This window comes from Vagococcus sp. (genome assembly GCF_052102835.1).
Taxonomy (GTDB): Bacteria; Bacillota; Bacilli; order Lactobacillales; family Vagococcaceae; genus Vagococcus.
On record NZ_JBQEIL010000009.1, the window covers coordinates 16,546 to 37,858 of the forward strand.

Genomic DNA, 21,313 nt, shown 5'->3' on the forward strand with positions numbered 1-21,313 from the left:
TGATTCGAATTAAAGAAAGAGTTCAATAAAGTCAACGCAAACCTCTTCTAGCTTTTCTAAATCAGGTTCGAGAACCAACTCGATCTCTAATTGATCACAAAAATCAGCCAGTTGATAAAAGAGTTCTTCTAGACGAACATTTATTTTTTTAGGGCGCCCTATATTAATAATTAATTCTTTGAGATCTTCAAAAACAATGGGAACAATGGGATGATTACCGAGGGCAAAGTTAGTGATTAAAGAATCACCATTCGCTTTATCAACACCAAGAATTAAAGCTAGCACTTCATCAATCTCATCCACTTCATCAATCTGATTTGTATAAATATAAGTAAAATCTAATTCTAAGTTAGTCATTGGTTGTTTTTTGAGGTTTTTAATCATCAGTTCATTTTTAAACGGTTCTTTTTTCAAACGGTTTATTTCATAAAGTGGATAAGGAAGTTGAGAGGTCTCCATTTTCTCTTGCGAGATAGTCAGTGTTTGAACTTCAGACATATCGCTTTCTTTATGAGTAATTTCAGAAAGAACAGGATAGAGTAATTCTAAACAATCAGCAAACAAGATGACTTCTTCAGGCGAAAGTTGCTGTGGAACAAGGCCAACAGACATGGCAACAAATTGGAGCCATTGGTGTTTTCCACGGAAAGAGTAACCTAATTCTTTAACTAATTTATAGTCTTCTTTATCTAGTTCATCGCGATTACTAAAGTAGCAAGTCAGTGATTCTTGCATGGCAACCTCATAAGACATTGGGTCAATGATATCAATTGTCTCAAACATAAGATTTGATATCATTTTTTGAGAACGAGGTGTATGAAAGAGGACAAGGCCGAAACAGTGTTGATTAGAGCCAATGATACTGACGATGACGGGGATCTCTCTATTTTCTAGTTGGAGAACTAAGAGTTGTTCTTCATTAAGGAAATTCCACGGTTTTATTTGATTTATTTTTTGGCTGACATCGAAAAGGCGATGCCAGTTTTTAATTTGGTTTGTGTCCATAGTGACCTCACATTATATTTTTTATGTTTCTTTAAGTGTAACATAAAAGAGTTGGAAATAATGGCTGAAAAGAGGCGAGAGAGGGAAAATCTCTACAATTGACTCATGTTGACATTCAAAGAACCAGTTGAGTATAATTTGTTTGTATATTAGGTCACATAAGGGGAGAGGAACTTAATGAAAAGCACCAAAAATTACTTGTTTGAAGAGATTATTGATGTTGATAAATTAATGTATGCTCAAAAAAAGTTGTCGAATCTATTAAATGTCTCAGTTATAACGGCTGATCCTAAGGGGAATACCAAAGGAGAACTCGTTAACTTTATTTCTTTTTGCAGTTTAATTCGTTCGTCTGAGGAAGGGGCTCGGCGTTGTGAATTATCAGGAACGAAGATAACAAATCAATCGTTCAAGGAAAAAAAGACTTGTGTTCATGACTGTTATTTGGGGTTAAAGGATTGTGCGGCTCCAATTATAGTCGATGATGTTTTGATTGGTGCGGTCTTAGGAGGACAAGCTTTTATCGAAGGAGAAGAGTACCGTAGAGAAAATTTTGATGTTCCCGAATTAGCCAAAGAGTTATCTTTACCTGAGACTGAATTAAGGCAAGCGATTGCTGAAATTCCCGTGGTACCTGAAGATTATATCTATAAATGTTTAGATATGTATGGCTTTCTAGCGAACTATTTTGCAGAAATGGGGATGAAAAGTATTACTCAAAAAGCATTGTTAAAAGAAACAGAAGAAAAATATGAGTTTCAAAAAAAAGCAAAAGATGCACAATTAAAAACGATTGAAGCTCAAATAAATCCCCATTTTTTATTTAATACATTGAATTCAGCGGCTCGTGAAGCGATGTTTGAAGGTGCACCTAAAACGGAAGAAATGATTTATTGTATTTCAGATTTGTTGCGTTATAATTTACGTCAATATGAGGAGTTTCCACGATTGGTGGATGAATTAGAAAGTATTAAAAGATATTTATATATTCAACATATTCGTTATACCGATCGAATTGAATATCATGTTTCGGATTTAGAACAGAGTTGTGGTTATCGGATACCGGCGATGATTATTCAACCTATGGTAGAAAATGCAGTGATTCATGGATTAGAGCCTAAGAAGAAAGGTGGAAAAATAAAGGTTGAAGTCAGTTTTGAAAAGGAACATATTGAGATAGTGGTTCAAGATAATGGTGTCGGTATCCAAGAAAAATGTTTAGAAACATTGTTAGAGGATGAAAAAGAAGAAAATACAAGTTTAGGTTTACGAAATTCACATGGACGTTTACGTGGTTATTTTGGTGAAAAGTATGGTCTGCATATTTCAAGCCGATTAAATCAGGGGACGAAGGTTCAAATACGTTTTCCTTATTTTAAAGCAAAGTCAGAGATTGTTTTTTAGAAAGAGGGAGGAATTTTGATGTATAAACTGTTAATCGTGGAAGATGAGCAATTGGAACGTCGAGCATTACGGACCATTATAACAAAAAATTTAAGTGATCAGATTATTCTTTGTGAAGATGCAACAAGTGGCATCGAAGCCGTTCAAATAGCCAGAAATAGAAAACCGGATATTATTTTGATGGATATTGGTCTGCCTGAACTAAATGGACTTGAAGCTCAGAGTCAAATTATCGAGTTTTTACCTGATGTATATACGGTTGTGATTACTGCATATTCAGACTATCATTATATGCAAAAAGCTGTTCAAGAACAAACAATTGATTATCTATTAAAACCTGTTCGCCCTATTAATTTAATTGAATCTATTCAAAAAATTATTGTAAAAATAGAACATACAAAAAACACCACAACCCCAGCCAAGCGTTCGCAATTCAATACCAGTGACACGCCAATTTGTAAAGCGCTTACTTATATTGAACAGAATTTTAATGAAGACCTGACATTAAACGATATTGCTAACTATGTCCATCTTAGTCCGCAGTACTTTAGTCGTTATTTTAAAAAAAAGATGAAGATTAGTTATATTGATTATCTCAATCAGCTGAGAATCCAATCAGCCAAAGCGCTACTTAAGGAAACGAACCTTCCAATTTATCGAATAGCTAGTGATCTAGGCTTCGCAGATGCCAATTATTTTAGTCGTGTTTTTGTGAAATATGAAGGGGATACCCCAACAGTTTATCGGAAAATATATCAATAAGAAAAGAAAAAATCCTTACCCTACTTTTTTTAGTGGGGTAAGGATTTTTTTGACTATTGTAGTTAAAAGCAAAAAAATCCTGGTTTTTGTATTTGAAAGGTTAAAAAATCAAAGAAAGAGGGCATGATAGTTAAGTTAAAAGAACTGAAATATAGCTAGAATTAGAGATGAGTAAAGGAAAGTTTTAAAGCACTCGCTTGGATGATTTAAAGCAAGTTTAAGATAGCTAGGAAAGGAAGATAGCGATGGATAAAATATCAGTAAAACCTATTACAGAGTTTGTCGGAAGCACAATTGGAGATACGGTAGGTCTGGTGATTGCCAATTTAGATTCTCAACTGAGAGAACATGTTGGTGTTTCAAAAGAATATAGTGCGATTGGTTTTGTAAGTGCTCGAACGGGAGGAGCCCCTCACATTTGGGCAGCAGACGATGCCGTCAAAGCAACTAATACAGAGATTGTTTCAATCCAGTTAGCAAGGGATTGTAAAGGTGGAGCGGGTCAAGGAGCTACGATTATTTTTGCAGCACGTGACGTTTCAGATGTGCGTCGTGCAGTGGAATTGACTTTAGAATCTGTAGATAAACATATGGGTGATGTGTTCATGACAGAAGCGGGTCATATTGAATTTCATTATACTTCTCGAGCAAGTTTGGCTTTGGCTAAAATATTTGGAGCAGAAGTTGGTAAATCATTTGGAATTGTAGTGGGAGGCCCAGCAGCCATCGGTTTGGTAATGGCAGATGCAGCTCTTAAATCTGCAAATGTTGAAATTGTTGATTATCTTGATGTTGAATCTACAGGTTGGTCGAATCAAATTATTATCACAGTAACTGGCGATTCTGGTGCAGTAAGACAGTCAATTATTGCCGCTCGTGAAGTAGGAATTAACGTTTTCCGTTCTATGGGTCACGAGCCAGAAGCTTTAGGTAAAGCAACATTTTAAATTTTATATTTAAGGAGATAATACGATGAAGAAACTTGATAAAGATTTATTAGCCATTCAGGAAGCTCGAGATTTGGTAAATGCGGCAAAAATAGCTCAAAAAGAATTAGCAACGTTTTCTCAAGAGAAAATTGATCATATTGTAAAAAATATTGCAGAAGTATCTACTCAGTATGCAGAAATATTAGCTAAGATGGCCGTTGAAGAAACAAAATTTGGAAATTATGAAGATAAAATTATTAAGAATAAATTTGCGAGTGAAACTGTTTATCATTCGATTAAAGATATGAAAACAGTCGGTATTATTAAGGAAGACAAACAAAATAAATCATTGGATATCGGGGTTCCTTTAGGTGTGATTGCAGCAATTACACCGTCAACTAATCCAACATCAACGATTATTTATAAAACGTTAATTGCTTTAAAAGCAGGGAATGGGATTGTTTTTTCACCTCATCCGAATGCGGTGAAATGTAGCTTAGAAGCTATTGAAATCGTATCAAAAGCAGCCATTGATGCGGGAGCACCAAAGGGAATTGTTAGTTGTTTAAACCAAGCAACTTTAGTGGGAACTCAAGAATTAATGAGCCACGAAGCGACATCTTTAATTTTAGCTACCGGTGGTGGAGCAATGGTTAAAGCTGCTTATTCTTCGGGAACACCAACAATTAGTGGTGGACCGGGTAATACACCTGCTTATATTGAAAAGACTGCAAATGTTGAACAAGCAGTTAAAGATATCTTTAAAAGTAAAACTTTTGATAATGGAGTGATTTGTGCTTCAGAACAATCCATTATTGTCGAAGCGTCGATTGAGCAAGAAGTGATTGCGGAAGTCAGACGTAATCATGGTTATTTTTTAAATGCAGATGAAACGGAAATGATTGGTAAGTTTTTACTACGAGCGAACGGAACGATTAATCCGGTTGTTGTTGGTAAAAGTGCAGTTGAAGTTGCCAAACTTGCGGGTATTTTAGTTCCTGCAGAAACTAAAATACTAATTTCAAAACAAACGGAAATTAGTCGAAGTAATCCTTTCTCACGAGAAAAACTATGCCCTATCCTAGCTTTCTACTGTGTGAATTCATGGGAAGAAGCCTGTAAGGTTTGTCATTCATTATTAGAAAATGAAGGTAGAGGCCATACGCTGGTTATTCATTCAAATGATGAGGTGATTATTCGCTCGTTTATTTTAGAAAAAGAAGTTTCTCGAGTCTTAGTGAATACTCCTGCAGCCTTAGGTGGGATTGGAGCAACAACTAATATTTCACCAGCACTAACATTAGGATGTGGTGCAATTGGTGGTGGTTCTATTTCAGATAATGTTTCTCCTCTGAACTTAATCAATGTTCGAAAAGCAGCTTATGGCATTAAAGAATTAAATTTTGAAAGTAACCCTCAATCAGAACAAGCACAAGATTTACGATTTGTGGAAGAAAAAGAAGTTGAGATAGAAAGAGACACACGTTTTGATGCGATTGCTGATTTAATATTGGATAGTCAGGTCAATGAAAATAAAGATACTCGTTTTACTGAAAAAACAACGGAAAACACGCTTGAAACGGAGCAAGTTGAAAAATTATTAGCAGAGGTAATGAAAAATTTAGTTGGTTAAGTTAGTGATATGAGGTGAAGGCTATGATGCTAGCAAAGGTTGTTGGAAAAATAATAGCGAATGAAAAAGCGGCAGCGTTGACAGGTGCTAAACTTCTTTTAATCGAGGAAGTCGCTAGTAATGGTGAAAGTATTCAAGACCCCAAGTCACCTAGTTATGTAGCAGTTGATACGGTTGGTGCAGGTCAGAATGATATTGTTTTGGTTCACTGGGGCTATCAATCGAATCAGTTTCAAAGTTTGACTTCCGACATGTGTATTGTTGGTATTGTTGATTTAATCCAGACTGACAAATAAGTATTAGAGGAGGAGACGAATGCAAGAATTTGGAATAGATTCAAAAATATATTTTGGAGAAAATGCTTTAGAGCAGTTAGAAAAACTGCAAGGGAAAACAGCTTGTATTATTACTGATAAAACGATGGTTAATATTAAAGCTGTAGATAAAATCGAAAGTATTTTAATAAATAAGCAAATTAAATACACTGTAATTTCTGACATTAAACCAGATCCAACAGTTGAGGTCATTGCGGAAGGAATTAAAGTGTTTTTAAAAGAATTACCAGAGATTGTGATTGCTTTAGGTGGTGGTTCAGTCATCGATGCAGCAAAAGGAATTTTGTACTCTTTGTGGAAGATGAAAAAAAAGGAAGGTGCTTTTTTTAAAAAACCAACATTCGTGGCTATTCCCTCAACTAGCGGAACGGGTTCAGAAGTGACTGCATTTACGGTGATTACGGTAGGAAATGGAAAATTGGCTTTAGTTGATGAGTGGATGACCCCTGATATCGCAATTGTCGATCCGTTTTTTACAAAAACAGTGCCGCCTAGTATTACAGCGGATACAGGAATGGATGTATTATGTCATGCGTTAGAAGCTTACGTATCAACCAAAGCAAGTGATTATACAGATGCACTATGTGAAAAAGTTGTCAAATTGATTATGGAACACTTATTAGATGCTTATCAGGATGGTAGTAATATGCTAGCTAGAGAAAAAGTCCACAATGCTTCATGTATGGCAGGTTTGGCATTTACGAACGCTTCATTAGGTATCACTCATAGTTTAGCTCACGCTTTAGGTGGTGTCTTTCATATTCCTCATGGTAGAGCTAATGCGATGTTGATGCCTTATGTTATTGAATATAATGCTCAACATTCTCAAGAAGCGGCAAAAAGATATGGTTATTTAGCTAATCTTTTAGGTCTACCTGCGGAAGATGAAACAGTAGGTTGGAAGAATTTAATTTTAATAATTAATCAATTACGTACTTTAATGAATATGCCTCAAAGGATCTCTGAACTTGAGATAGACCATGCTGAGTATGAAGCACAGCTAGAAACGATGGCAACTTTGGCAATAGCAGATAATTGTACGCCAACAAATCCTTATCAACCTACGAAAGAAGATCTTAAAAAATTATATTTAACTGCATATGGACAAGTTTAAAAGTGAAAGGATGGTTTATTAAATGTTTGATACGAAAATTTCTCCCCGCGCAAATGTGTTAAAGCAACGTTTTTTTGAAGATGATCCTGGTTTATGTTCTGAGCGTGCCAGAATAATAACAGAAGCTTATCAAGAGTTCGCTTCGGATCCAGCACCGATCCTTCGTGCTAAAGCATTGCAACGTATACTGGAAAAAATGACAATTTGGATTGGAACAGACGAATTGATTGTCGGAAATCAGGCTAAAAAGCCTAGATACTCTCCTGTTTTTCCAGAGTTTTCTTTTGAATGGATTATTGATGAATTAGATAATGAACCTTTTGAAGAGCGTGAGGCTGATCGTTTTTTAGTTGATGAAACAGTTAAACGTGAGTTACATGAAATTAAAGATTATTGGCAAGGTAAAACAGTGAATGATTTGGTGACTCATCGGATACCTGAAGAAACGTTAGATGTTGTTGCTAATTCAGCTGTTTATACGTTTAGTTCAGATGTTATTATTTGTTCAGGAGTGGGTCACTATTCACCAAATTACCAAACGATATTAACCAAAGGCTTTTTACAAATAAAACAAGAAGCTGAACACAATATTGAAAAAATGGGCATCCCAGCAAATGGGACCGAAATTGATCGTTATAATTTTTGGAAATCGATTACAATTGTTAGTCAAGCCGTGATGGATTTTGCTAATCGTTATGCAGAAAAAGCATTGGAATTGGCTTTAGGAGAAACGAATATCTATCGAAAAAAAGAATTGTTAGAAATCGCACAAGTTTGTCATCGAGTGCCGGCACATCCAGCGGAGACATTCTATGAAGCGTGCCAATCTTTTTACTTTTTCCAATTAGTATTACAGTTGGAATCAAGCGGACATTCCATTTCACCAGGTCGTTTCGATCAATACATGTTTCCCTATTATCAAGCAGATTTAGAAAAAGGAACATTGACTTTAGAAGAAGGTATGGAATTATTAGAATGTTTATGGATTAAATTAGCAGAAATTAATAAAGTGAGACCAATTGGTTCAACGAAAGCTTTTGGTGGTTATCCAATGTTCCAAAACTTATGTGTTGGTGGTCAAACGCGTGACGGTAAAGATGCCACGAATGATCTGTCGTATATGTGTTTACAGGCTTCTAACAATATTAGATTACATCAGCCATCAATTACGGCACGGTTGTGGAACGATACCCCTCAAGAACTATGGACAAAAATTATTCAAGTGACTAAGGGTGGCTTAGGTATGCCAGCTCTTTATAATGACGAAGTGATTATTCCAGGGATGCTTAATCGAGGTAAAAGTATTGAAGATGCAAGAGATTACGCGATTATCGGTTGTGTTGAACCAGGTGCTCAAGGTTATGAGTATGCATGGTCTGGTGGGACGGGTGATGCGCCCTTCTTTAGTATGCCAGCATGTTTAGAATATGCTATTAATGATGGTAAAAATTTAATGACAGGGAAGCAAGCCGGATTACAGACAGGTAAACTAAGTGAGTTTGAAACGTTTGAAGACGTGAAAACAGCTTTTGAAAAACAACTTCAGTATTTTGTTGATCACTTTACTTTAATTACGAATACTGCAGATATTGTTCATCAAGAAAATATCCCCTTACCTTTTCTTTCCTGTGGGATTGAACCTTGTGTGGAAAGAGGGTTAGATGTAACTCATGGTGGAGCAAAATATAACGCAACTGGGACTGCTGGAGTAGGTGTTAGTAACGCAGGAGACTCATTAATGGCTTTAAAACACTTTGTCTTTGATAATCCTATCGTTAATAAAGCAGAGTTTTTAGAAATATTAAAAAACAATTGGGAAAATGAAGACGTTTTACGAAGTCGTTTTATTGCGGAAGTTCCTCATTTTGGAAATGATAATGAAGCGGCAGATGAATTAGCAAGTTGGGTAGCTACTCGCTATTGTGAGATGACAGAAGAAGCAGAAGGAGTCAGAGGACCTTATAGTCCAGGTTTGTATCCTGTTTCTGCAAACGTTCCTATGGGAGCTGGAATGGGAGCTTCAGCAGATGGACGCCGTGCGGGGGAACCACTAGCTGATGGTATTTCGCCAGTCCATGGTCGAGATAAAAATGGGCCAACCTCATTGTTAAATTCAGCGGCTAAAATTGATCATTTGATTAATTCAAATGGGACATTATTGAATATGAAGTTTCATCCAAGTGCTGTAGATGGCGAAAAAGGTGAAAAATCACTAGAAACATTGTTAAAAACATATTTTAATTCAAAAGGATTACATGTTCAATATAATGTAGTGAGTTCAAAACGCTTACGAGATGCTCAAAAGTATCCTGATAAATATAAGAGTCTAGTTGTTCGTGTTGCTGGATATAGTGCATTGTTTGTCGGATTAGATCCAGAATTACAAGAAGATATTATTACAAGAACTGAAATTTCAGAATTATCATAAAACTCTAGGAGGAATTTAAAATGGGACAAGAAGCATTAGGAATGATTGAAACAAAAGGATTAGTTGCTGCAATTGAGGGCGCAGATGCAATGGTAAAAGCTGCTAATGTTGAATTAGTAGGGTATGAAAAAATTGGTTCGGGTTTAGTAACAGCGATGGTTCGTGGCGATGTGGGTGCTGTTAAAGCATCAACAGATGCTGGCGTTGCTGCAGCACAAAATGTAGGGGAAGTGGTTTCAGTTCATGTCATTCCACGTCCACATACTGATTTAGAAAAGATTCTTCCTAAAAAAATCGAAGAATAGGATGTGTTTGACTTGAACTTAGAGTTATTGAAAAAAGTTTTGGAAGAAACAGAGAAGCAAATTAAGAAAGATCAAAATAAACAATCAACACAAATTGAAAAAGAACAGTGCTTTATTTCAAATCAACCAACAGAAATAGTTGAAGTAATTGAAGAAAAAATTGAAACAAAAGAAGTTGAAAAATTTAAAGCCATTACAGAATTTGTAGGGAGTACAATAGGTGATACGGTCGGTCTAGTAATTGCCAATCTTGATTCACAATTACGTGAAAAAATAGGATTAGATAAAAAGTACAGTGCGATTGGTTTTATTAGTGCCCGCACGGGTGGCGCCCCTCATATTTGGGCAGCAGATGATGCGGTCAAAGAAACTAATACCGAGGTAGTTTCTATTCAATTAGCTCGTGATTGTAAAGAAGGTGCTGGGCAAGGTGCTACAATTATCTTTGCTGCTCAAGATGTTTCAGACGTTCGTCGAGCGGTCGAGATTGTTCTGAGTTCTGTGGATAAACATATGGGTGATGTTTTTATGACGGATGCGGGTCATATTGAGTTTCATTATACCTCTCGAGCAAGTTACGCTTTGAATAAGATATTTAATGCAGAAGTTGGGAAATCATTTGGAATTGTTGTGGGAGGGCCAGCAGCGATTGGTTTAGTAATGGCTGATGCTGCATTAAAAGCAGCAAGTGTTGATTTAGTCAATTACTTAGATGTTAACTCGACTGGTTATTCCAACCAAATTATTATTACTGTAACAGGTGACTCAGGTGCTGTTAAGCAGTCTGTAATGGCCGCTAGAGAAGTTGGGAAAAATGTTTTTAGATCAATGGGACATGAACCAATTGCTTTAGGTAAAGCCACATTTTAAGAAACAATCAATTCGAAGGAGATTGAATCGATGAAAAAATCATTAGGAATGATTGAACTTTCTGGCTATGTTGCAGCAATTGAAATTTCAGATGTGTGCTTAAAAGCATCAAATGTAGAACTAATAGGGATCGAAAAAGTAAAAGGACAGGGGAAGTGTTTAGTTCTTTTTGAAGGTGACATCGGTGCTGTCAACGCAGCAATTGATGCTGGAATGACTGTAGCTAAAAGGTCGGGTAAATTTAGAGGTAGTGGGGTTATCGCAAAACCTGTCGATGATTTATTGACAACTTTTGATACTGAAAAAATCAAGAAAGTTATCAAGAAAGAAAAATCGGATTTAGGTTTAGTTAAAGAAATGAAAAGTGAAGTTGTAGAGCAAGTGAAGCCTGAGAAATATTCAGAAACAAAGGAACTTAAAAAAGAGGACTCTCAAAAAAAGACTACAACAACATCCAAGAAGATAAATAATAAAAAACACAATGATAAAAAGAAAAGTTGATGATGGTTTAAAACTTTTTCGACAAGATAAAAAGGTTGAGTGAAAAGTAAGACTGGTAATCATCTACCAGTCTTATTATTTTTATAAGGTCTATTGAGGAGTGAAGTAAGCAATGAAACAATTAGAAAAAGAATTTTTAATTCAAAAAGTGACATCTGAAATAAAAAGCTATTTGAAGGAAGGAAAACAAGGTGTAATTCCAGTGGGCGTTTCTTCAAGACATATTCATTTAAGTTCTAATGATGTCAGAACGCTTTTTGGTGAAAATTATGAACTAGAAAAACTGAAATATTTAAGTCAACCAGGTCAATTTGCAGCTAAGGAAACAGTAACCGTGATAGGGATGAAAAATTCAATTTCAAAAGTCAGAGTATTAGGACCAGTTAGAAAAGAAAGCCAACTCGAAATATCACAAACAGATGCCTTTTCACTAGGCATTAAGCCGCCACTAAGAGAGTCTGGAGACTTAGATAAATCTGCGAGTGTTTTTATTATTGGACCTAAAGGAGCTCTTTATTTAGATGAAAAAGTGATAATCGCCAAACGTCATATTCATATGACGCCAGAAGATGCGATGGAATTTAGTGTGCGAGATGGAGAGGGCGTTTCAGTAACGACATTAGAGGAAAGAGCCTTAACTTTTAATGACGTCACAGTCAGAGTTAGTCCAAATTATGCTTTGGAATTGCATTTAGATACAGATGAGGCCAACGCGTCTGGGCTTAGACAGGGGGATTCTGTTTTTTTAAATTAATCTCTTTAAAGTGAGGATGGTGAAATAGAATGTCCGAAGAACAATTTATTTGTTTGATTGAAAAACTTTTAAAACAAAAAAATAAAGAAGCAGTTGTAATTATTACGGGAGCGTTGGCCTATCAGTCAGAGATGATTGAAATACTGAATAATTATAAACAAGTTTCCTTTCAATTAATTTTCTCTGAAGCGGCTAAAAAGATGGTTGACCTGAAAAAATGGCAAGAGCTGGGTACTGAATTAGAGACATTGGAAAGTATTAGAAAAGCGATAAGTAAAACCGAATGTGTAATTTTACCTTCATTAACTAGAAATACGTTAGCAAAAAGTGCGATGGGTGTTGCGGATACGATGAGTCTCATTGCGATTCAATGGACTTTGATGTCGGGAAAACCTTTAATAGCAGTTGATGAATGTTGGAATCCTGAAAGTAATCAAGCTAAATTAGCTGGATGGGACCAAAATCAAGCGTATAACAAGTTGCTCTATTCTTATCAAGAACGTTTAACTGATCTAGGGATGATCTCAATTAAAATTACTGAGTTTCATCAATATATGAAGGCTTATTTTAATGAATCGGTTTTACCAATCGTAGTCGAAAAAGAAACGAAAGAAAGTTCAGAAAAACCAACAGCTCCTGTTAAGAAAATAATTACTCATCGAGATGTTTTAAGCAAAAAGAAAGTCTATGCAACTGCAGATTTTTATTTAACTGATTTGGCTAAAGAGTATGTTGAAACAAACCAAGTGGAAATTATTGTAGATAAAGTAAATTAAGCATTATCCTAGAAAGGAATGAATTAGGGATGAAAGAAGAAAAAAAAGGCTTAGTTTTTGATGTTCAAAGGTATACCTTAAATGATGGACCTGGTATTCGGACGGAAGTTTTTTTACAAGGTTGTAATTTAAATTGTTTATGGTGTCATAGTCCAGATTCGATCTCTAAAAAAGGTGAGATAGCATTCTTTCCTATGGGATGTATTGGTTTAGACGCTTGTGGAATGTGTCTTAAAGCTTGCGATCAAGGGGCAATTACTCCGGGAGAAACGGTTTATTCGAAATTCGAAAAGAAAACGATTCAATTGCCTGAAATTGATCGAAGTAAATGTATAAAATGTAAAAAATGTACGGAAGTTTGTTATCCGAAAGCACTTTATCACACATGTGACGAGATGTCAGTACTAGAAGTAGTTGAACTAATTAAAAAAGATCAACGCTATTTTGAAGATACATCCGGTGGAGTAACCTTATCAGGAGGCGAACCCTTAGTTCAAGCTGATTTTGCAGCTGCTATTTTAAAAGAATGCAAAGCATTAAATATTCACACAGCAGTGGATACGTCTGGCTATGTTTCATGGAGAAATTATGAGAAAGTTTTAGATTATACTGATCTTTTTCTTTATGATTTGAAAAGTATGTTTCCAAAAATTTCAAAAGTATTGATAGGTAAGCCAAATCAATTAATTGTTGATAATTTACGTCGTTTAGCGGCGGCAGGTAAGAGTATTCAAGTTCGCTACCCAATGATTCCAGGTTTGAATACTCAAAAAGAGAACATGGAAAAAATTGCTGAATTATGTGTTGAGCTAGGTCCTGCTGTATCTCTCTTACAAGTTTTACCTTATCATAAGTTAGGTTGTACTAAGTATGAGCGAATAGGTAAAGAGTATAAAATAGCCCATATCCCAGCAATGGCACGAGAAACAGCAGAAGAGTACGCAGAGTTTTTTAGAGGTTACGGTATAAAAACAATGGTTGGTTAGCCAGAGAATAAAATGAAATCATTTATGATTACTCCTATTGTTCTTTTTTTGAACAATGTGATTTATTGAGTATATGATAAGTGGTTTTTTGTTTTATTTAAAGATAAAAATATTAGAATAAATGGATCTGATAAGTTTTTTTAATTTCTTATCAGGTCCATTTATAAAGGAGTATTTATTCTATTCCCATTCAATCGGATAATTTGTAATGATTAAATGATCGACATTTCGTTCATTACGTGCTCGAACATTATAGGTATATTGCTTATCAAAATTAGCAAGATGAAAAATAGGATTCCCATTTTGATCTTGTGGTTCGTAGTAGAGATTAAAAATGAAATCAGTATTTTTAATTACAAGTAATGCCTTTGCAGGCGTCTTTGCTAGGAAATCTCTAAGACGTGTTTGATCCTCTTTCCCAAAAGAGCGACCTTCATAATCACTGAATTCAGTATCATAAGGCGGGTCTAAAAAGATGAAGTCTTCTTGAGTCAGGGTTAGGGAAGTCATTAGTTGTTGGAAATCTTGATTTTCAATAGCAGTATTTTTAAAGAGTTCTTGTGTTTCAAGACTAAAAATTTTATTGATTTTTTCATTAAAATTTTTCCGATTATAAGAAATCCCACCATAAGGAATATTAAATTCACCACTTGCATTATAGCGAAACATTGAGCCATAACAATATTCTCGAATCCAATAAAAATTAGCCACTCGATAAGCAGCACTATACTCAAAATCAGCGCGATCAAGTTGAATATCATTATAAACCTTGCGGAAATAAAGATAGTAACCACTTGTTAAACCCGTGACAAAATTTAAAAAGAGATCTTCTTCACTCATTGGTAGTTTTTCGTGGTTTCGTCTGGTTCGTCGAAGTTTATCATTTACCGAAGCAGTGAGCATTTTTATAAAAACTTGTTTATTAGGAATTAATGAGGTGATGACTTCGGGTAACAATAAAGCCTCAACTTTGGTTTCAGTAAGGATATTTTCTTCCTGAAAGGCGGTATATAAAAAGGCGTGATTTTTTTGACCGCTTTCTTTGATTTTTTTAAAAGTTGTTGCATATTGTTCTAAATAAGTTTTTAGTTCTTGATTTTGTACTTTCACCATTCGATAAAAATCAATGAGGTTGGTTGAAATATCATTGATGATTGCTTGTTGTGGCTGTAGATAAAAAAAGACGGCTCCTCCACCGAAAAAAGGTTCAATATAGCGTGTATAATCTGTTGGAATGATTGCTTTAAACTCGGGTATTTCGCGTTTTTTTCCTCCAGGCCATTTTATCAAAGTCATGATTAGCCCTCCATTCATAGCCCTAATACTATCAAAAAATGATACCCAGGTCAAAATGAAAAAAAGGGCAATTATGTTTGTTTTTGCAATTCAATCGTTCATGCTTTATTCTTATTTTAACGGCTAGATTTAAGGAAGAGGATGAGGAAAATGGCAAAGGAAAAATATAGTTTTTCATGGCGAACGGCACCAAGAAGTATTCAAGTTTTACTAGAATGGTTACCTTTTTTTTATGATTTTCAGGGAGAGTCATGGGATGAAAAAATAAATGGACAGTATGAATTACGTCGGAAGCTACGTTGGACGTTTGAAACCAAAAAAGATGAGCCAGATCGAGAAGTGACCGATGTACCTTTTTGGGATTTTGTTGGTGGACAACAGTTTGGTACGAAAGATAAAGAATCGTTGGTTCGTCAACAATATACTACGGCGGAACAATTTGGTTTTTTAGGCGTTCGCGGTGAAACACGAGCTTTGTTTGTAACCGAGGCCGGACGTCGAATTGTTGAAAAAACATTTACACCTGAGGATTTTTTAGTTCAATTAATTAAGATGTATGTGATAACCAATAAAGAAGAAGAAGGTATTTTTCCTTTTAAAGTATTTATTCAATTGCTTGATGAGTTTAACTATCTTTCTCGATATGAGCTGACCTATCTTTTTGCGGCAACGACTCCAACCAAGTTAACAGATGTAAAAAGGGCAATTACCACTTTTCGTGAAAAATATCAAGACCGTTCTTTGATTCCTAATCGCAATGATAATAAAAAAGTTGAAAAGTTATTAAAAGAGACTTGGGAAACTTATTTTGGAGTAGGGACTTTTTTAAATTCGTGGGGTGACTACACCGATGCTTTTCTTCGTGCAATTACTTATACCGATATGTTTGATCGTTCAGGAAGGGGGGCACACGCTAAAGTGAGAGTTCGACCTTTATTTCAATCGAAGTTTAATTTATTGGTCTCACCTCAATTCAAATTTGAAAAGCCACCTAAAAAGAAAGTAAAAGGAAAATGGGTTGAAGTTGCCTCGCGAGATGACATTACCTGGTTTGGAGCGATTGGTAATATTGAATTGCCTTGGGATAATTTTTCAGAACGTAAAAACCTAGTATCTGAATCGATAACCTTAGCAAAATCTGAGTTTGCTGGAACAGACGCGGTATCAGAAATTAAAAAATATGAAGCTGAGTTGAGTTCAACGAAAAGTATTACCCGCTTGAAAGACATCGAAAGAGAGTTATCTCAAAAGTTATTAATTAAAAATGAAGAACATTTTATTAACGTTGTTTCAAAAACAGCTGCCTCAAAAGCTGAAATTTTAAATCGTTTTGAGATTATCTTGAAAGATAACGATATGAGTGCTTTATGGTTGGAAGTCAATACGTGGAAAGCCTTAGTTAGTATTGAAGGTAATCAAAAAGTGGTTCCTAATTTTAAGATGGAACAAGATTTAACGCCACGTTCCTTCGCCCCAGGAGCCAGATATGGAGTTATATACAGATAAGTATGTGATTATCCCAGAAGTGTCGCTAATGACCGGTAAGGTGCAATGGGAGCATGAGGGATCTTCTGTTATTGACCATGTTTTAGGTAAAGCTAAAGAACACCCTGATAAAAAAACGCTTGGTTTATTTATATCGTCGTCTATTAATGAGCGAACGTTATGGCAATTTTTTGTATTGTCTAAAACAAGCTGGTTGGGTCAACCAATTCCTGTCATCCCTCTAACGATTACTCAATTTACTCAAGTGATTGAACATCTGTTTGAAACGGGGAAAGATATCGACTATTTTATTTCGTTAATTGAAGCATGGGGGAATAAGGCTTTAACTTTAGCTAATTTTGAAGATTGGAAGCAAGCAATTCATCATGAATTACAGTGTTTTATTAATGTTCCAGCTTAGAAAATTAACTTTTCCCCCCCTTTTTTGCTGGAATGTCGTCCTTAAAAATCAGCGTCAGAAAACGTACAATTAAAAATATGGTATACTAGGTAATAGAAGGGATGGGTTTAATATGTCTAAAGTGATGATTACTATAGGATCGGTTATTGATTATCCCACAATTCACCATGATAAAATTGTCGGTCAGGTCGAATTAATATTGGAAAACACTGTCATTGTTAGAGATTTTGAGGATGGGACTCATTTGGTTTTAAAAAGACTTCTTCAAGAAGATGGCTTTTCTGTTGATGAGCGAACATATAGACACAAAACACAATATAGTAAAGGCTAAGTAAGACGTAAAATACTTAGGATAAAGACTAATTTTTAAAAATAAAGCGTATCAAATCCATTCGTTAGAATATGGATTTGATACGCTTTTTTATCATTTTTCGTTTTTTTAGAAATCAAAAGTATCTGGGTCTGGGCCAGCACGTAGATTTTCATTTAAATTAGTTAATTTTTCCATATCTTCAGGGCTAATCATAAAATCAAAGACATCAGCATTACTAATTAAACGTTCTTTTTTAGACGATTTAACGTTGACTAAGATATCTTGTTGCATATCCCAATGTAAAATAATTTGTGCTGCTGATTTATTATATTTTTTAGCTAGTTCTAAAATAGTAGGATTGGTTAATAATTTACCTTGCATCAATGGAGACCATGCTTGAATTTTGATATCGTGTTTAGCACAAAACTCACGTAATTCATGTTGTGTTAATTTAGGATGTAACTCAATTTGATTTAACACAGGAGTTACAGTTGCAAACGAAAATAGTTTTTCAAGATGTGAAATTTGGAAATTACTCACACCAATTGATTTTATTTTTCCAGCTTTATGCAGGGTTTCTAGAGCCTTCCAAGATTCTTCAAAAGCATTGTTTCCAGGCCAGTGAATGAGATAAAGATCTAAATACTCTAAATCTAAACGAGCCAAACTTTCTTCAAAAGCAGTGATAGCTTCATCATACGAAAGATGGTCGTTCCAAATTTTAGAAGTCACAAATAGATCTTCACGCTTAAGTCCAGTTGCAGCTAAGCCTTTTTTTACTCCAAGACCAGTCCCAACTTCATTATCGTAGTAACTTGCGGTATCAATCGCACGATAACCATTGATAATGGCTTCTTTAATAATTTCAGGAGCTTCTTCGTCTGGAATTTGGTACACTCCGAGACCTAAACCAGGAATTTTAAGACCATTATTTAGTGTTAATGTGTCAGCCAATGATTGGATCATATGAACATCTCCTTGTTATGTGATACCTTTATCATATAATAATAAGCTAAAGAAGTATAGCCTGTTACCTTTTACAAGGTACAAATAAAAAAAGGGGTAGATTTCCTAATCCTCTCTGTTTTTTATTCACGTCCAAATAGTTGCTATCTTTAAATCTTTTTGATATTTCATTATTTCGTTAGCCATGAAAGGACTCTCTTTAAAATAATTTTTTTAAATTTGTAACAAAGTGATTAAATTTTGCAACCAATCAAAAATAGCTCAATCTTTTCTATAAATATTGCTAGACTAGGGTCATGGGAGGTAATAGTTATGAAATTAAGAATTAATCATATCTGGAATGATTTAAAAAGTGAAAATGAAATTGATTTAGTGAGTCATTCAGTCAATAAAGAAACAATCCAAAAAATAGAAAATTATTTAAATAAAGAAACTCAAATAAAAGTAGTTGAAATCAAAAATAATCGTAACGTATTCATCAACTTATCTGACATTGAAGTTATTCTTTCGTTGGGTCACATGAGTCAAGTATTAACAATGGAAGGTAAAATATATTATTTAAATAAAAGGTTAAAAGAACTTTCTTTTTTAGAAGACGGATTCCTCTGTCGAATTAATCAATCAACGATTTTAAATTTAGAAGAAATTATTGAATTTAATGTCGAACAATATTCTCGATTAGAGGTAATGACTAAAAGTAAAAATAAGTATTTAATCAGCAGACATTATGCAAAAAATATTAAGGAGAGATTATTATGGCAAAAACATTGAAAAATAGTTTTACTCAAGCAGCTTTAGGAAGTACGATTTGGATTACTTTACTTACCAGCGTTTATAATTCTAATCAAGCTATTCCATTTAAATTTATTTGGAACATTATATTTATTGGTTTGTTATTAGGTTTAACTTTTGGTGTTATTTATCCATATCTATGGAATTACTCTACGTTTAAAGCATCTTTAAATATTTTTATAAGTACCATTGTAAACAGTATCTGTATGTTTTTAACGGTTAGATTATATTCAATTAATTTGTTTCATCTTGTGCAACCTTACTGGATAGGTATTGTCTTATTAACTTTAGTAGGTCACATCATTGGTTTCTACTTCTATTCTAAATACCAAAATAAGCAATTAAAAAAAGAATTGAATCAATTAATTTAAACTAAGAAAAAATTATAATTCAATTTTTTGCTAGTTTTTCATAGTTCTCACGTCTTGTTTCCATCATAAAAGTCCTATAAAGAATGATTTCATCCACCATTAAAAATAGTGAAGCTAGCCATGCTTGACATAAAATAAGCCAAAGAGATTTCTTTCTCTTTGGCTTATTCGTTATTTTTATAATTGTACAAAAAACTCCTGGGATTACCAGGAGAAAAAAGGAGTTGTTTATTTACTTTGGAGGAGTAAATAAAATGAAAAAGTTTGTTAGGGTTGTTTTGTTGGTATGCTTATATAATAAAGAATAAATTTGAATTATTTATGATGGACTTATTTTAAATTCATGAAATTTTTTTGATTAAAATTAATAAAAAAGAGGCTTTTGGAGCAGCCTCTTTTTTTGGTTTTTTACGTTTAATCGGCTAAAGGAAAACTTAGGATCATTTTTGCTGAACCAGTGGCTACCATCTGACCAAGTAACTCATTGGCATTTTTTAATGAAAGATCCGCCATTAATTGATTGACACTTTCCAAATAAGCAATAGAATCAACTTGATTTAGGACTTCTTCGTCTGCTTCGATTTGGAGATGACGACAAGCGGCCATTGTTTTTTGTTCAAAAGCCTCTGCGAAACTACCATATAAAGCATAATTAGTGTCACCGAGTAACGCTGTTGTTTTACTAAGCCAGAACATAAAATTAAGATTGAATGTTTTAGGGGTATCACGATAAGCAACAGGAGTATCATTAACATTCGCATAAAAAGGAACGAGTGAGTTAAAGGTATTCGGACCAAAGGCCAACCAATGAATGCCAGCAATTTCTTTAGGAACATTTCGTCTGATTTGTAGAACATGAGTTTCTAAATTTCGATTAATCCCAATCGGTCGAAATTGTTTTTTCTTTTTTTCGCACCCCTTACCATAAGGGTCATAAGGTGTATTTTGATAATGTGAACTAAGAACCCATTTGACATCTTCAACAGTTATCTTTCGGGGTGCCCGACAGATGAAAGGTAAATCATGTGCGGTTGGCTCTTGTTCTATTTCAGGATTGAAGTAGTTTTGGACATACCATGCACGTGGGTTATTGTAACGAGTATCTTTGATATCTGAACTACCAAAAATATGACGTAAATTAACAAAATTTGTTTCTGGATTTAACGAATATTTTTTTATTAAATCGGGTAAATCTTTTGAAAAGAGTGTTTCCTCGGATTCAAAGTTAAAATTATCGATATTTAAACGGTTAGGAGCAATGACATAAGCATCATCAGGAATTCTAACGGCTGCCCAATGGTGTCCTCCTAGTGTTTCCATATACCAAATTTCATTTTCATCAGCAAAAGCAACACCATTGGACTCATAAGTTCCATAGGTTTCAAGTAAATCACCTAAACGTAAGACCCCTTCTTTTGCCGAATGGATATAAGGTAGCACGATGGTAAGGATATCTGATTCACCAATACCTTCAGGAACTAACGGGTCAATTCCTAGCATTCTAGAATTTGTTGTGATTGTTTCGGTTGCAGTCATTGCCACATTCTCACTATTGATACCAGCACCGCCCCAAACGCCAAAAGCATCATCGGCATCTGGTGTTGAAGTATAACGTAACGGTTGTTCAGGCAATGGGATGGTAACGCCATTGACTATCGAAGTAAAAACGAGGGGCTGGTTTTCTGGTTGAATTACCACGAATTTTTGTGGATTGGGTGTTTCGCCACCATCTTCATTACGTGCAATCATTGTTGAACCATCAATTGAAGCTTTTTTTCCAACAAGAAAAGTTGTACAAGAACGAATACTTTTTTTCATAATTCCTCATCCTTTTATTAGATTTACTTTCATTGTAAACAATGTAGCA

General features: G+C 34.7%; 20 protein-coding genes and 1 pseudogene. 17 read left to right on the forward strand and 4 right to left on the reverse strand.

Going from position 1 to position 21,313, the window contains the following annotated elements:
• Positions 1 to 9: 9 nt before the first annotated feature.
• Complete coding sequence (locus ACTJFD_RS09200) at positions 10 to 1,005, reverse strand: DUF7309 domain-containing protein (RefSeq protein WP_442261119.1); 996 nt, start codon at positions 1,003 to 1,005, stop codon at positions 10 to 12.
• 177 nt (positions 1,006 to 1,182) lie between these two features.
• On the opposite strand from ACTJFD_RS09200, the gene ACTJFD_RS09205 reads away from it, so the two are divergent.
• The 13 genes from ACTJFD_RS09205 to ACTJFD_RS09265 all read left to right on the forward strand — a co-directional run bounded on the left by ACTJFD_RS09205 (position 1,183) and on the right by ACTJFD_RS09265 (position 13,802).
• Complete coding sequence (locus ACTJFD_RS09205) at positions 1,183 to 2,409, forward strand: sensor histidine kinase (protein ID WP_442261121.1); 1,227 nt, start codon at positions 1,183 to 1,185, stop codon at positions 2,407 to 2,409.
• Between the two features lie 18 nt (positions 2,410 to 2,427).
• Positions 2,428 to 3,171, forward strand: a complete 744-nt coding sequence (locus ACTJFD_RS09210; protein WP_442261122.1) for a response regulator transcription factor — start codon at positions 2,428 to 2,430, stop codon at positions 3,169 to 3,171.
• Positions 3,172 to 3,416: 245 nt separating this feature from the next.
• Complete coding sequence (pduB, locus tag ACTJFD_RS09215) at positions 3,417 to 4,118, forward strand: propanediol utilization microcompartment protein PduB (RefSeq protein WP_442261124.1); 702 nt, start codon at positions 3,417 to 3,419, stop codon at positions 4,116 to 4,118.
• 25 nt (positions 4,119 to 4,143) lie between these two features.
• Entirely contained in the window at positions 4,144 to 5,733 is a 1,590-nt protein-coding gene (locus tag ACTJFD_RS09220; protein ID WP_442261125.1) for an acetaldehyde dehydrogenase (acetylating), read from the forward strand.
• A gap of 23 nt (positions 5,734 to 5,756) precedes the next feature.
• Positions 5,757 to 6,029, forward strand: a complete 273-nt coding sequence (locus ACTJFD_RS09225; RefSeq protein ID WP_442261126.1) for a EutN/CcmL family microcompartment protein — start codon at positions 5,757 to 5,759, stop codon at positions 6,027 to 6,029.
• Between the two features lie 19 nt (positions 6,030 to 6,048).
• Complete coding sequence (locus tag ACTJFD_RS09230) at positions 6,049 to 7,182, forward strand: 1-propanol dehydrogenase PduQ (RefSeq protein WP_442261128.1); 1,134 nt, start codon at positions 6,049 to 6,051, stop codon at positions 7,180 to 7,182.
• 22 nt (positions 7,183 to 7,204) lie between these two features.
• Positions 7,205 to 9,610 carry a glycyl radical protein gene (locus ACTJFD_RS09235; protein WP_442261129.1) on the forward strand — a complete coding sequence of 802 codons (2,406 nt, stop codon included), beginning with the start codon at positions 7,205 to 7,207 and terminating at the stop codon, positions 9,608 to 9,610.
• Positions 9,611 to 9,630: 20 nt separating this feature from the next.
• Positions 9,631 to 9,915 carry a propanediol utilization microcompartment protein PduA gene (eutM, locus tag ACTJFD_RS09240; RefSeq protein ID WP_442261131.1) on the forward strand — a complete coding sequence of 95 codons (285 nt, stop codon included), beginning with the start codon at positions 9,631 to 9,633 and terminating at the stop codon, positions 9,913 to 9,915.
• 12 nt (positions 9,916 to 9,927) lie between these two features.
• Positions 9,928 to 10,785 (forward strand): propanediol utilization microcompartment protein PduB, encoded by an 858-nt coding sequence (pduB, locus tag ACTJFD_RS09245; protein ID WP_442261133.1) that lies wholly within the window; start codon positions 9,928 to 9,930, stop codon positions 10,783 to 10,785.
• A 30-nt stretch (positions 10,786 to 10,815) separates the two neighbouring features.
• Positions 10,816 to 11,286, forward strand: a complete 471-nt coding sequence (locus ACTJFD_RS09250; protein ID WP_442261134.1) for a BMC domain-containing protein — start codon at positions 10,816 to 10,818, stop codon at positions 11,284 to 11,286.
• A gap of 112 nt (positions 11,287 to 11,398) precedes the next feature.
• The gene (locus ACTJFD_RS09255; protein WP_442261136.1) at positions 11,399 to 12,040 is read left to right on the forward strand and encodes a phosphate propanoyltransferase; all 642 of its coding nucleotides are present in this window, start codon (positions 11,399 to 11,401) and stop codon (positions 12,038 to 12,040) included.
• A gap of 29 nt (positions 12,041 to 12,069) precedes the next feature.
• A complete protein-coding gene (locus ACTJFD_RS09260; RefSeq protein ID WP_442261137.1) occupies positions 12,070 to 12,816 on the forward strand; it encodes a flavoprotein in 747 nt (248 codons plus the stop codon).
• A 29-nt stretch (positions 12,817 to 12,845) separates the two neighbouring features.
• Complete coding sequence (locus tag ACTJFD_RS09265; protein WP_442261139.1) at positions 12,846 to 13,802, forward strand: glycyl-radical enzyme activating protein; 957 nt, start codon at positions 12,846 to 12,848, stop codon at positions 13,800 to 13,802.
• Positions 13,803 to 13,982: 180 nt separating this feature from the next.
• On the opposite strand, the gene ACTJFD_RS09270 is transcribed toward ACTJFD_RS09265, so the two are convergent.
• Positions 13,983 to 15,098 carry a DNA adenine methylase gene (locus tag ACTJFD_RS09270; RefSeq protein WP_442261141.1) on the reverse strand — a complete coding sequence of 372 codons (1,116 nt, stop codon included), beginning with the start codon at positions 15,096 to 15,098 and terminating at the stop codon, positions 13,983 to 13,985.
• Positions 15,099 to 15,248: 150 nt separating this feature from the next.
• On the opposite strand from ACTJFD_RS09270, the pseudogene ACTJFD_RS09275 reads away from it, so the two are divergent.
• Together ACTJFD_RS09275 and ACTJFD_RS09280 are read left to right on the forward strand one after the other, a co-directional pair.
• Positions 15,249 to 17,004, forward strand: a pseudogene (locus ACTJFD_RS09275) (AlwI family type II restriction endonuclease).
• 112 nt (positions 17,005 to 17,116) lie between these two features.
• The gene (locus tag ACTJFD_RS09280; RefSeq protein WP_442261143.1) at positions 17,117 to 17,335 is read left to right on the forward strand and encodes a hypothetical protein; all 219 of its coding nucleotides are present in this window, start codon (positions 17,117 to 17,119) and stop codon (positions 17,333 to 17,335) included.
• Between the two features lie 108 nt (positions 17,336 to 17,443).
• On the opposite strand, the gene ACTJFD_RS09285 is transcribed toward ACTJFD_RS09280, so the two are convergent.
• A complete protein-coding gene (locus ACTJFD_RS09285; RefSeq protein WP_442261145.1) occupies positions 17,444 to 18,283 on the reverse strand; it encodes an aldo/keto reductase in 840 nt (279 codons plus the stop codon).
• Positions 18,284 to 18,595: 312 nt separating this feature from the next.
• Here ACTJFD_RS09285 and ACTJFD_RS09290 point away from each other — a divergent pair, with 312 nt between their 5' ends.
• On the forward strand, positions 18,596 to 19,054 hold the full coding sequence (locus ACTJFD_RS09290; protein WP_442261147.1) for a LytTR family DNA-binding domain-containing protein: 459 nt from the start codon (positions 18,596 to 18,598) through the stop codon (positions 19,052 to 19,054).
• The gene (locus ACTJFD_RS09295) at positions 19,039 to 19,446 is read left to right on the forward strand and encodes a hypothetical protein (protein WP_442261148.1); all 408 of its coding nucleotides are present in this window, start codon (positions 19,039 to 19,041) and stop codon (positions 19,444 to 19,446) included. Before ACTJFD_RS09290 ends, ACTJFD_RS09295 begins: the two co-directional genes overlap by 16 nt.
• A 414-nt stretch (positions 19,447 to 19,860) precedes the next feature.
• Here ACTJFD_RS09295 and ACTJFD_RS09300 read toward each other — a convergent pair whose 3' ends face one another.
• Positions 19,861 to 21,267, reverse strand: a complete 1,407-nt coding sequence (locus ACTJFD_RS09300) for a C69 family dipeptidase (RefSeq protein WP_442261237.1) — start codon at positions 21,265 to 21,267, stop codon at positions 19,861 to 19,863.
• Positions 21,268 to 21,313: the final 46 nt, after the last annotated feature.